At 72.5% G+C, this 11,721-nt stretch carries 9 protein-coding genes; 5 read left to right on the forward strand and 4 right to left on the reverse strand.

Annotated features, from left to right (window positions below; translation table 11 throughout):
• Positions 1 to 726: inositol monophosphatase family protein (locus tag ACFVW8_RS35575; RefSeq protein WP_389697520.1), on the forward strand; the 726-nt coding region annotated here is incomplete at its 5' end.
• A gap of 31 nt (positions 727 to 757) precedes the next feature.
• Here the strand turns inward: ACFVW8_RS35575 and ACFVW8_RS35580 are convergent.
• Both ACFVW8_RS35580 and ACFVW8_RS35585 read right to left on the reverse strand, forming a co-directional pair.
• Positions 758 to 1,153, reverse strand: a complete 396-nt coding sequence (locus tag ACFVW8_RS35580) for a VOC family protein (RefSeq protein WP_389697522.1) — start codon at positions 1,151 to 1,153, stop codon at positions 758 to 760.
• Positions 1,154 to 1,162: 9 nt separating this feature from the next.
• A complete protein-coding gene (locus ACFVW8_RS35585; protein ID WP_389697530.1) occupies positions 1,163 to 1,948 on the reverse strand; it encodes a nucleotidyltransferase domain-containing protein in 786 nt (261 codons plus the stop codon).
• A 186-nt stretch (positions 1,949 to 2,134) separates the two neighbouring features.
• Here ACFVW8_RS35585 and ACFVW8_RS35590 point away from each other — a divergent pair, with 186 nt between their 5' ends.
• Together ACFVW8_RS35590 and ACFVW8_RS35595 are read left to right on the forward strand one after the other, a co-directional pair.
• Positions 2,135 to 3,565: a phytoene desaturase family protein gene (locus ACFVW8_RS35590; protein ID WP_389697524.1), complete on the forward strand. Its 1,431-nt coding sequence runs from the start codon at positions 2,135 to 2,137 to the stop codon at positions 3,563 to 3,565.
• 807 nt (positions 3,566 to 4,372) lie between these two features.
• Entirely contained in the window at positions 4,373 to 8,434 is a 4,062-nt protein-coding gene (locus tag ACFVW8_RS35595) for a molybdopterin-dependent oxidoreductase (protein WP_389697532.1), read from the forward strand.
• Between the two features lie 9 nt (positions 8,435 to 8,443).
• On the opposite strand, the gene ACFVW8_RS35600 is transcribed toward ACFVW8_RS35595, so the two are convergent.
• A complete protein-coding gene (locus ACFVW8_RS35600; protein ID WP_389697526.1) occupies positions 8,444 to 8,752 on the reverse strand; it encodes a UBP-type zinc finger domain-containing protein in 309 nt (102 codons plus the stop codon).
• 253 nt (positions 8,753 to 9,005) lie between these two features.
• Between ACFVW8_RS35600 and ACFVW8_RS35605 the strand changes: the two genes are divergently transcribed.
• Together ACFVW8_RS35605 and ACFVW8_RS35610 are read left to right on the forward strand one after the other, a co-directional pair.
• Positions 9,006 to 10,493, forward strand: coding sequence for an AlkA N-terminal domain-containing protein (locus ACFVW8_RS35605; RefSeq protein WP_389697528.1), 1,488 nt, complete (start codon positions 9,006 to 9,008; stop codon positions 10,491 to 10,493).
• Positions 10,487 to 11,014: a methylated-DNA--[protein]-cysteine S-methyltransferase gene (locus ACFVW8_RS35610; RefSeq protein WP_389697534.1), complete on the forward strand. Its 528-nt coding sequence runs from the start codon at positions 10,487 to 10,489 to the stop codon at positions 11,012 to 11,014. The genes ACFVW8_RS35605 and ACFVW8_RS35610 overlap by 7 nt, the downstream gene beginning before the upstream one ends.
• 67 nt (positions 11,015 to 11,081) lie before the next feature.
• On the opposite strand, the gene ACFVW8_RS35615 is transcribed toward ACFVW8_RS35610, so the two are convergent.
• The gene (locus ACFVW8_RS35615; protein ID WP_389697536.1) at positions 11,082 to 11,666 is read right to left on the reverse strand and encodes a TMEM165/GDT1 family protein; all 585 of its coding nucleotides are present in this window, start codon (positions 11,664 to 11,666) and stop codon (positions 11,082 to 11,084) included.
• Between the last annotated feature and the right edge of the window lie 55 nt (positions 11,667 to 11,721).

Consider the following 11,721-nt stretch of genomic DNA (forward strand, 5'->3'; position numbering starts at 1 on the left):
CACGAGATCATCGAGAAGAACGGCCCGCACGACCTGGTGACCACCGCGGACCGGCTGGCCGAGGAACACCTCACCGCCTCCCTGAGCCGGCTCCTGCCGGGCTCGGTGGTCGTCGGCGAAGAGGCCGTCCACGCCGACCCGGAGGTGTACGCGGCGCTCGGCGGCGAGGCACCTGTCTGGATCGTCGACCCGGTCGACGGCACCCGGCAGTTCGTCCGCGGCGAACCCGGCTTCTGCACCCTGGTCGCCCTCGCGCACCACGGCGAGATCCTGGCCTCCTGGACGTACGCCGCCGCTCTCGACCAGATGGCCGTGGCCGTCCGTGGCCGGGGGGCGACACTCGACGGCGCGCCCCTGCGGTCCGGCTCGCCCGACTCCGGGGCTGTCCTGCGCGTGGCGATGTCGCACCCCGACTACACCACCGACGAGCAGAAGCGGGCCCTGCTCGGTCTGCGCACCGAAGGCATCGACGCCCGCCCCTGCGGTTCAGCCGGACTCGAATACCTCGCTGTCGCCCGTGGTGACCTGGACGCGCTCGCCTTCAACTGGGAGTTCGCCTGGGATCACGCGGCGGGGCTCCTGCTGGTCACCGAGGCGGGCGGCGCCCAGGCCACGTTGTCCGGTTCGCCGTTCCGTATCACCGGGGGCAACGACCTGCCCTTCACGGCCGCCCGGGACCGCGCCACGGCCGGGACCGTCCTCGCGGCCCTGCGCCCTGGGGTCTGACGGGCGCCCCGTTCAGCGGGACCAAGAACCCTCAGCTCGTGCTCGGGCCGTGCTTGACCAGGCAGAAAGGGTGCCCAGCCGGGTCCGCGTAGATACGCCACGGACGGTCGGATCCGGCGCCGTCGTCGAGTACGGCCGCACCGGCCGCCCGCACCTCGGACTGGGCCGCGTCCAGATCGGGGACGCCGAAGTCCAGATGGAACTGCTGGGGGCGCTCCGGATCGGGCCACCGTGGCGGCCGGTGGTCCGCCACCCGCTGGAAGGCGAGCACCTGCCCACCGGGGGTGTGCAGCGTCGCCCAGTCGTCGTCGAGCGCCCACCGGCGGTCCGCCTGGTTCACCCGGCCGCCGAGCAGCGCGTGGTAGAAGCCGGCGAGAGTCTCCGGGTCGGGACAGTCGAGCACCACGCACTGCAGTTCGGCGATCATGGCGCAACCCTAGGCGGACGTACGGGTGAGTACCGCCCTCACCTCGTCCACCAGGGCCGCGGCCGTCTCCACCGCGGCGGCGTCCAGCCCTCGCAGCGCCTCACCGGCCCGGTCGGCGAAACCGGCAGGCGTGTCCGGCAGGGCGGCGGTCGCCGCCAGCGCGCCCTTCTCGTTGAGGCACCAGGTGCGGTGATGGGCGTGCAGCGACTGGGTGAGGATGCCGAACGCCCGGGACAGGCAGAGCGAGACATGGAGCCGGTCGCCCGAAGGCGCCGACTTGCTGGCCGCCGCCACCGAGAACTCCGCCTCCCAGGCCGCGTCGGCGAGGGCCTCGCGCAGCGGCTCCGGATAGTCGCCCACCTCCGACCGAAGAGCCGCCAACTCCCCGTGGGGGTCGGCGAGTACGCGCCCGAGCGCGACCTCTCCCGGATAGGCGGGCGACCAGAAGCCGAGCGGGTGGCCGGGCTGGACCCCCACTTCGTAGCGACCTCGGCGGCACTCGGACCAGACCGCCTCGACCCGGTCCAGATCGCGCAGGATCCAGTCCACCGGCGTGCCGTCCACCCGCAGCCAGGCTCCGCCGTCGACCCACGGGCCCCAGCCGCCCGGCCCGGCCACCTCGGCCGGCGAGCCCTGGACCTCGCCGGCCAGGGCGGTCAGTGCCGCCAGGTCCGGGGCACCGCGGTAGTAGAGGCCCAGATCCCAGTCCGAGTCGGGACGGTGGGTGCCCCGGGCCCGGCTGCCGCCGAGGACGACGGCCCGGATCCCGGACACGGCGGTGAGCTGCTCGGCCATGGCGCAGATCCGGTGCTCCACACCGGATTTCCCGGGCGCCCCGGCGGAGGCGGGAAGGGGGTCCGGATGCGGCGGCTGTGCGGGGTTCGGAGTAGTCATCGAGCGGGAACCCTACCCGCGCCCGCGCCGGTGGCGCCTGTGAATATCCTGGGGACCCATACCGTCGGCTGACAAAGGAGTCCGAAGGTGCCGTCGATGCTCGATGCAGTCGTCGTGGGGGCGGGCCCCAACGGGCTGACCGCCGCAGCCGAACTGGCCCGCCGCGGCTTCGCCGTGGAGGTCTTCGAAGCCGGGCGGACCGTCGGCGGCGGAGCCCGTACCGAGGAGCTCACCCTCCCCGGCTTCCATCACGACCCCTGCTCGGCGGTCCACCCGCTGGGCATCGGCTCGCCCGCCTTCGACGCGATGCCGCTCGCCCGGCACGGCCTGGAGTGGCTGCAGCCCCGGCTGGCCCTCGCCCACCCGTTCCCGGACGGTTCCGCCGCCGTGCTGGCCTCCTCGGTGGGGGAGAGCGCCATGTCGCTCGGATCGCGGGACGCGGGGGCCTACCGCAGGCTCGTCGCGCCGTTCCTCGGCCACTGGGACAGTCTCGCCGAGGACTTCCTGCGCACCCCGTGGGACGGCCTGCCGCGTGACCCGTACCGCTGGGTGCGCTTCGGTCTCGATGCCATCCAGCCCGCCACGCTCCTGTCCCGCCGTTTCGGCGGCGAGAAGGCGCGCGGTCTCTTCGCCGGGCTGGCCGCCCATGCCATAGTCCCCACCAGCGGCCTCGCGACCGGTGGAATCGCCCTGCTCTTCGCGCTGGCCGCGCACGAGAAGGGCTGGCCGGTGCCGCGCGGCGGCTCCCAGGCCATCTCCGATGCCCTCGCCTCGTTCCTGCGGGAACAGGGCGGAGTCATCCGCACCGGTACGGAGGTCAAGCGCCTGGACGAACTGCCGCCGGCCCGGGCCTACATCTTCGACACCTCGCCGACCGCGCTGGCCCGGATCGCCGGACTGGGCAACGCCTACCGGGGCTACCGCTACGGCGCCTCCTGCTTCAAGATCGACTACGCCCTGTCGGGTCCCGTCCCCTGGACCGCCGAGGAGGCCCGCCGGGCCGGCACGGTGCACATCGGTCCCACAGCCGGCGAGATCGACTCCGCCCTGCGCGCCGCGGTGACGGGACGCGACCCGAGTGTGCCGTTCCTGATCACCGCCCAGCCCAGCCTCACCGACCCGTCCCGAGCACCCGAGGGCAAACAGGTGTTCTGGGTCTACGGACACGTCCCGGCGGGCTGGGAGGGTGACGCCACCGATGTCATCGAACGCCAACTGGAGCGGTTCGCCCCCGGGTTCCGCGATCTGGTGCTGGCCCGCGCGGTGTCGGGCCCGCCCCAGCTCGCCGCGCGCAACGCCAACTACGTGGACGGGGACATCGCCTGCGGCGCCTTCGCGGGGCTGCAGACGGTGATCCGGCCCAAGCTCGCCCGCGTCCCGTACGCGACGGCGCATCCGGCGGTCTTCATCTGCTCGTCCGCGACCCCGCCCGGACCCGGTGTGCACGGCATGTCCGGACACCACGCGGCGAAGGCCGTATGGCGCAGGCTGCGGGAGACGGGCCCGGCCCGCAGGTGATCCGGCTCGACCCCTGCGGTAACGCCTCCAGCAGGAGCCGGAGTTCACCGGTGTCAGGACCGCGCGGCCCGCGACCGGCGCGGCGAACGGGCCGAGCACGTGGTCCCGGTGCGGAGCCGGCGCCGCCAGGCTCTCCGGCACCTCCTCCCGGAAACCGGGCGCAGCTTTGCGGCTCGCCTCCGCGCCGGGCCACGTCCCCGCCCGCCACGGCGAGCAGCCGGGAGCCGAGGCGGATGTCCAGCACCGGGAGGTCGGCTGCCAGGGCGGCCCACAGCAGGGCCAGTTCGGTGCCCCCGGATGGGGAAGTCGCCGTCGTCCAGGGCGGACATCGGCCCGCCCGTCACCACCAGCGCCGCGGCCCCGGAGAGGCCGTCCGGGACCGGACCGCCCTTCCACACCCGGCAGTGCTCCGGCGCAGCCCCGCCCCGGACAGCGCGGTGGCGGCGGCGTAGGGGCCCGCACCGGGCACAAGCTGCACGACGACACTCATCGCCCCGTCCTCGGTCACGGCCCACTCGGGCCACAGAAGCAAACCATTCAGCCATGAACGCCTGGCTCCTGCGGACGATTGCGCCGCCGAATCCTGGCACCTGCCCATTCTCTTTCATCTCACAGTGCGGGTCCGGCAGGTGTGCGGCGAGCGTTACCGCCCATGATCCGCCGGGGTCACACCCGCGTAATGGGCCATTCGTACCGTCGGGACCACGATCCGATCCACGGGAAGGTCCCCCGGTGCCCCCACAGAGCTCGTCGGCCGCCGTCGCTCAGGTACGGACGGTCTGCTCGTACTGCGGGGTGGGCTGCGGCATGCTGCTCGACATCGGCTCCGGCCCTGACGGCCGCCGCAGGGTCCTCAAGGCATCGGGTGACAAAGCACATCCGGCCAACTTCGGCCGGCTGTGCACCAAGGGCGCGACGACGGCCGACATGCTCGCCGCTCCCGGCCGGCTGACCACCGCGCTCATGCGTCCCGAGCGCGGCGCCGAGCCCGTGCCGGTGGCGGTGGACGAGGCGATCACCGACACGGCCCGCCGGCTGCGAGCGGTCATCGACGAGCACGGGCCGGACGCCGTCGCTTTCTACGTGTCCGGACAGATGAGCCTGGAGGCCCAGTACCTGGCCAACAAACTGGCCAAGGGCTTCGTGCGGACCAACCGGATCGAGTCCAACTCACGGCTCTGCATGGCGAGTGCGGGCAGCGGCTACAAGCTCTCCCTGGGCGCGGACGGCCCGCCCGGCTCGTACCAGGACTTCGAGAAGGCGGACGTCTTCCTCGTCATCGGCTCCAACATGGCCGACTGCCACCCGATCCTCTTCCTGCGCATGATGGAACGGGTGAAGGCGGGCGCCAGGCTGATCGTCGTCGATCCGCGCCGCAACGCCACCGCCGACAACGCGGGACTCTTCCTCCAGATCAACCCAGGGACCGATCTGGCCCTCCTCAACGGCCTGCTGCACCTCCTCCACGAGAACGGGCAGACGGACACCGGGTTCATCGCCGAGCGCACCGAGGGCTGGGAGGCGATGCCGGAGTTCCTGGCGGACTACCGGCCCGCCGCCGTCGCGGAGATCACCGGCATCCCGGAGGAGGACATCCGCCGGGCGGCGCAGTGGATCGGCGAGGCGGGGGAGTGGATGAGCTGCTGGACCATGGGGCTGAACCAGTCCACGCACGGCACCTGGAACACCAACGCACTGATCAATCTGCATCTGGCCACCGGTGCGATCTGCCGCCCCGGCAGCGGGCCGTTCTCGCTCACCGGGCAGCCCAACGCCATGGGCGGCCGTGAGATGGGCTACATGGGCCCCGGCCTGCCGGGCCAGCGTTCGGCGCTCGTGGACGAGGACCGTGCCTTCGTCGAGGACCTCTGGGGCCTGGAGCCGGGCACCGTGCGCAAGGACGCACACGGCAAGGGAACCGTCGACATGTTCGAGCGGATGGCGGCGGGCGAGATCAGGGCCTGCTGGATCATCTGCACCAACCCCGTCGCCTCGGTCGCCAACCGGCGGACCGTCATCGAGGCCCTGGAGACGGCCGAACTCGTCATCACCCAGGACGTGTTCGCCGACACGGAGACCAACGCCTACGCCGATGTCGTGCTGCCCGGCGCACTGTGGAGCGAGAGCGAGGGCGTCCTGATCAACAGCGAACGCAACCTCACGCTCGCCCGGCCGGCCGTGGACCCGCCCGGCGAGGCGCTCCCGGACTGGCGGATCATCGCGCGGATTGCCTGCGCGATGGGCTACGCCGACGGCTTCACCTACGCCGGCGCGGAGGAGATCTTCGAGGAGATCAAACGCGCAGCGAATCCGGTCACCGGCTACGACCTGAGCGGTGTGACGTACGAGCGGCTGCGCGGCACGCCCGTGCAGTGGCCCGCCGCGACGGCCGACGGGCCCGCCCGCAACCCGATCCGCTACCTCGGCCAGGACGGCACTCCGGTCTTCCCGACGGCGAGCGGACGCGCCGTCTTCTTCGCCCGTCCGCATGTCCCGGCCGCGGAGATGCCGGACGACGACTACCCGTTCGTCCTCAACACCGGCCGTCTGCAGCACCAGTGGCACACCCTCACCAAGACCGGGAAGGTCGCCAGGCTCAACAAGCTCGACCCGGCCCCGTTCGTCGAACTGCACCCCGAGGACGCGGAGCGGCTCGGGATCGCCGCGGGCGACTCGGTCGAGGTCGCCTCCCGGCGCGGCCGGGCCGTGCTGCCCGCGGTGGTGACGGACCGGGTCCGGCCGGGCTGCTGCTTCGCGCCCTTCCACTGGAACGACCTGTTCGGCGAGTACCTCAGCGTCAACGCGGTGACCAGCGACGCCGTGGACCCGGTCTCCTTCCAGCCCGAGTTCAAGATGTGCGCGGTGACGCTCGCGAAGGTCGCCCCCGCCGCGAGTGTCTCCCCGGCACCCGGCGCCGTCCCCGCCGTGGAGCCGGTGCCATTTGTACCGGACACCGGCCGGACCGGCGCCGCGGCCGTCTTCGGGCTGGAGAGCACACCGCCGCCCGTGCTCGCCGAGCAGGAACGCCAGTACCTGGCCGGGTTCCTCGCCGGTCTCCCGACGGGCATGCCGGGAGTCCCGGTGCTGCCGCCCGGTGCACCGTTCGGCGAGGAGCCCGCGCGATGGGTGAACGGCGCCCTCGCCGGGATGTACTCGCGCGCCCGGCAGCCCGAGGAGGAACCCGCCGCGGTCGCCTCCGCGGCCGGCCGCGAAGTGGTCGTGCTCTGGGCCTCGCAGACCGGAAACGCCGAGGAGTTCGCCATGGCCACCGCGGACCGGCTGACCGCGACCGGCCACCGGGCCAGGCTCGTCGGCATGGACGAGGCCGACCCGCGCACCCTCCCGCCGGCAGCCGACCTCCTGCTGATCACCAGCACCTTCGGCGACGGTGACGCGCCGGACAACGGGTCCGGGTTCTGGGAGGCACTGACAGCCGCGGACATCCCGCCGCTGGACGGCAGGCGTTACGCCGTCCTGGCCTTCGGCGACTCGTCGTACGACGACTTCTGCGGGCACGGCCGACGCCTCGACCAGCGGCTGGACGAGCTCGGGGCCGTACGGCTTGCGCCGCGCGCCGACTGCGAACCGGACTACGAGCCCTCCGCCCTGAGCTGGCTGGACCAGGTGCTCGCCGGTCTCACCGCACAGTCGGAGACCGCCGCCCCGACGACCGCCGCCCCGACGACCGCCGCGCCGCCGCCCGCGCCGGCTGCCGTCACCGCCCCGGCGGCCCCGAAGGTGCGCAGGGCCGGGCCGGCGCCCGTCACGGCCCGGCTGGCCGGGAACCGGCTGCTCAGCCTGCCGGGCGCGGGCAAAGAGGTCCGCCGGTTCACCTTCGACACCCGGAGCCCCGACGGCCCCCTCGGCTACGAGGCCGGCGACGCCCTCGCCGTGCACCCCGTCAACAGCGCCGGTCCGGTGGCCGAATGGCTGACCGTCACCGGACTCGACGCCGAAGCCGCCATCGAGGTCGCCGGCCTCGGCGGGATCCGGCTGGCCGACGCACTGCACAACCACCTGGACATCACCGGACTCAGCCGCGCCCTGCTGGGGTTCATCACCGAGCGCACCGGCGACCGGGCCCTGAAGAAGATGCTGCGCCCCGACAACAAGGGCGAACTGGCCCGTTGGTCCTGGGGACGCCAAGCCGTCGACGTCCTCGCCGAGTACCCCGTCCGTGCCACGCCGCAGGAGTGGGCCGGCATCCTCAAACGGCTCCAGCCCCGGCTGTACTCGATATCGTCCAGCCCGCTCACCGATCCGGAGTCGGTGTCCCTGACCGTCTCCGTGGTCCGCTACGAGAACCCGCACGGCCGCCCCCGCAACGGGGTGTGCTCACCCTTCCTCGCGGATGCGGCCCCCGACGCCCCGGTGTCCGTGACCGTCCGGAGCGCCCCGCACTTCCGGCCCCCGGCGGGCCCCGACACCCCGCTGGTGATGGTCGGCCCGGGCACCGGGGTCGCCCCGTTCATCGGCTTCCTTCAGGAGCGCCGCGCTCGCCGCCACCGCGGCCCCAACTGGCTCTTCTTCGGCGAGCAGCACCGCGCCACGGACTTCTACTACGAGGACGAGCTGACGGCCTTCCTCGCCGACGGCACCCTCACCCGTCTGGACACCGCCTTCTCGCGCGACCAGCGCGCCAAGGTCTATGTGCAGGACCGGATGCGCGAGCACGGGGCCAAGCTCTGGACCTGGCTCCGGGACGGCGCCCACTTCCACGTCTGCGGCGATGCCGCGCGCATGGCCAAGGACGTCGACCAGGCGCTGCGCGAGATCGCCGTCACCCACGGCGGACTCGATCACGAGGCGGCGGCCCTGTACGTGAAGCAGCTCGCCGCCGACAAGCGGTACGTCCGCGACGTGTACTGAAGCCCGCCCTCAGCCGGCCCGGGCCGGTCCGGCCCCCTCGACCTCGAAGGACACCTGGTCCTCGTAACACCACCACCAGGTCTCACCCGGCTCGTAGGAGCGGACGAGCGGGTGCCCGCTTGCGGAGCGGTGCGCGGTGGCGTGCTTGTTGCGGGAGGAGTCGCAGCATCCGACATGGCCGCAGGTCTGGCACTCACGCAGATGCGCCCAGGTGTCACCCAGTGCGACACATTCCGTGCAGGAGTCGGCACTGTCCGGGGCGACCTGCCGCACCTGGTCCAGATGGGAGCAGATCGGCTCCGCCTGTGCGTCCGTCATCTTCGGGTCTCCTTCTCGTTGCTCACTGCGGCGACGGCACACCGGCCGGCGCGGCGGTTCTGATCCGGATGCGGGCGGCCCGACGCCCGCCGGGAGAACTCCGCCTCTCCTCGTCCCGTCCCCATTGTCTTTCGAAGCCAGGAACGGGGCGAGAGGGGAGCCGGCGGGCAGGGAGGTGCGGCGGCGCAGGCAGCACGAGGCTGATGTCGGATTCTCGCCAGCCCGGCACTGCCGGGTGCCCCATGCTTGAAGCATGCACACCGACACCGATCGCTGCGTGCGGGCCGTCCGGTCCAAGGACGCCCGCTTCGACGGCTGGTTCTTCACAGCGGTCCTGACCACCGGGATCTACTGCCGGCCGAGCTGCCCCGTCGTGCCGCCCAAGGTCGAGAACATGACCTTCTACCCGAGCTCCGCCGCCTGCCAGCAGGCCGGGTTCCGGGCCTGCAAGCGGTGCCGGCCCGACACCAGCCCGGGGTCGCCCGAGTGGAACGCCCGCGCTGACTCCGTCGCCCGCGCCATGCGGCTCATCCGGGACGGCGTCGTCGACCGGGAAGGAGTGCCGGGTCTCGCCACCCGGCTCGGCTACTCGGCCCGGCAGATCGAGAGGCAACTGCTCGCGGAACTGGGGGCGGGGCCACTGGCCCTGGCCAGGGCACAGCGGGCACAGACGGCGCGGGTGCTCATCGAGACCACGGGACTGCCCATGGCCGAGGTGGCGTTCGCGGCCGGGTTCTCCTCGATCCGCACCTTCAACGACACCGTCCGTGAGGTCTTCGCCCTCGCCCCGGGGGAGCTGCGCAGCCGTGCCGCCCGGTCGGCGAAACCGCCGGCCACACCCGGCGTGATAGCGCTGCGGCTCCCGTACCGCGCCCCGCTCAACCCCAGCAACCTCTTCGGGCACCTCGCGGCGACGGCCGTCCCGGGGGTGGAGGAGTGGCGCGACGACGCCTACCGCCGCACGCTCGATCTGCCGTACGGGCACGGCATCGTGGCCCTCACCCCGCACCCCGACCACATCGCCTGCCGGCTCTCCCTCACCGACCCGCGCGACCTCACCCTCGCCATCAGCCGCTGCCGTTGGCTGCTGGACCTCGACGCCGATCCGGTCGCCGTCGACGAACAGCTGCGCTCCGACCCGCTGCTCGCCCCGCTGGTTGACAAGGCACCGGGGCGGAGGGTGCCGAGAACCGTGGACGGTGCGGAGTTCGCCGTCCGGGCGGTGCTCGGCCAGCAGGTGTCGACGGCCGCGGCCCGAACCCACGCCGCCCGGCTGGTCACCGCCCACGGCACACCCGTCGACGACTCCGAGGGCGGTCTCACCCACCTCTTCCCGTCCCCCGCGGCACTGGCCGGACTCGACCCCGAACAGCTGGCCCTGCCGCGCAGCCGACGCCGGACGCTCACCACGCTCGTCGAGGCCCTGGCGGACGGCTCACTGCGGCTGGGCACCGACACCGACTGGGAGCAGGCGCGAGGCGAACTGGCCGCGCTGCCGGGCTTCGGGCCCTGGACCGTGGAAGTCATCGCCATGCGGGCACTCGGGGATCCGGACGCCTTCCTGCCGACCGACCTCGGTATCCGGCGGTCCGCGCAGGAGCTCGGACTGCCCTCGACACCCGCCGCGCTCACCGCCCGCGCGGCGGCCTGGCGTCCCTGGCGGGCGTACGCGGTCCAGTACCTCTGGACCATCGACGACCACCCCATCAACCACCTGCCCGCACAAGGAAGTTCATCGTGACCGCACCACGCACCGCCACCGCGCCCCGGCAGCACACCCTGATCGGGAGCCCCTACGGCACGCTGACCCTCGTCGCCACCGACGGAGTCCTGGCGGGCCTCTACATGACCGATCAGCGGCACCGGCCGCCCGAGGAGACCTTCGGCAAGCCCGATCCCGGCCCCTTCGGTGAGACGATCCGGCAGCTGGACGCCTACTTCGAAGGCGAGCTACGGGAGTTCGACCTGCCGCTGCATCTCGACGGCACCCCGTTCCAGCGCAGCGTCTGGGCGCAGCTCCAGCGGATTCCGTACGGCGAGACACGCTCGTACGGTGAACTGGCCGAGACCCTCGGCAAGCCCGGTGCCTCGCGTGCGGTGGGACTGGCCAACGGCAAGAATCCCGTCGGCATCATCGTGCCCTGCCACCGGGTGATCGGGGCGTCGGGAAGCCTCACCGGATACGGCGGCGGACTGGACCGCAAGCAGCGGCTGCTGGCCTTCGAGAACGGGACCCAGGACAGCACCTCGGCGCTCTTCTAGGGGGCGGTACGGCGAATGGGCTCCGCGCACGCGCGGAGCCCATTCCCTGCCCTGACAGGCGGACGGGTCAGCCGGTGAAGATCTCGATGACCGTCCAGATCGCCAGTCCCAGCATGCAGATGCCGCCGATCCGCTGGACCGTCTTGAGCGGTACCCGCTTGGCGATGAACCGGCCCGCGAGCAGCGCCAGTGCCGATACGGACATCAGGGCGGCGGCGGACCCGATCGCGGTGGACCAGGCGCCGTTGCTCGCAGCCAGGTTGGCCGTCGTGATCTGCGTGAGGTCGCCCCACTCGCTGATGAACACCGCCATGAAGGCGGTCGAGTAGACGGGCCAGAAGCCGGTCACCGTCTTCGGGCCGCCCTCGTCGTCCTCGTCGCCCGCGTCGGCCCGCAGCAGCATGAACGCGCCGAACGCGAAGAGGGACGCCGAGACGAGCTTGACGATCCAGTCGGGCAGCAGCCCGAGCAGACCGCCCGCGCCGACCGCGATGGCGACATGCACGACGAACGCGGACGAGGTACCGAACCAGACGTAGAGCGGGCGCATGCGCGTGCCCATGGCCAGCGACGCGAACATCGTCTTGTCGGGGAGCTCCGCGAGGAAGATCAGCCCGAAAGCGGTGAGGATCGCCAGGGGGTCGAGATGCATTCCGGGTGGCTTTCTGTAGGAGCCGGGCCCCGGGTCTTCCGCGAAGTGCCACTCG

It is taken from the genome of Streptomyces sp. NPDC058221 (assembly GCF_042882365.1).
Lineage (GTDB): Bacteria > Actinomycetota > Actinomycetes > Streptomycetales > Streptomycetaceae > Streptomyces.

Excerpts from the sequence above, each read along its gene's own strand:
- ACFVW8_RS35585 (WP_389697530.1), bottom strand. The coding sequence starts at position 1,948 with ATGGCCGAGCAGCTCACCGCCGTGTCCGGGATCCGGGCCGTCGTCCTC.
- ACFVW8_RS35605 (WP_389697528.1), top strand. The coding sequence starts at position 9,006 with ATGCACACCGACACCGATCGCTGCGTGCGGGCCGTCCGGTCCAAGGAC.
- ACFVW8_RS35580 (WP_389697522.1), bottom strand. The coding sequence starts at position 1,153 with ATGATCGCCGAACTGCAGTGCGTGGTGCTCGACTGTCCCGACCCGGAG.
- ACFVW8_RS35595 (WP_389697532.1), top strand. The coding sequence starts at position 4,373 with ATGCTGCTCGACATCGGCTCCGGCCCTGACGGCCGCCGCAGGGTCCTC.
- ACFVW8_RS35615 (WP_389697536.1), bottom strand. The coding sequence starts at position 11,666 with ATGCATCTCGACCCCCTGGCGATCCTCACCGCTTTCGGGCTGATCTTC.
- ACFVW8_RS35600 (WP_389697526.1), bottom strand. The coding sequence starts at position 8,752 with ATGACGGACGCACAGGCGGAGCCGATCTGCTCCCATCTGGACCAGGTG.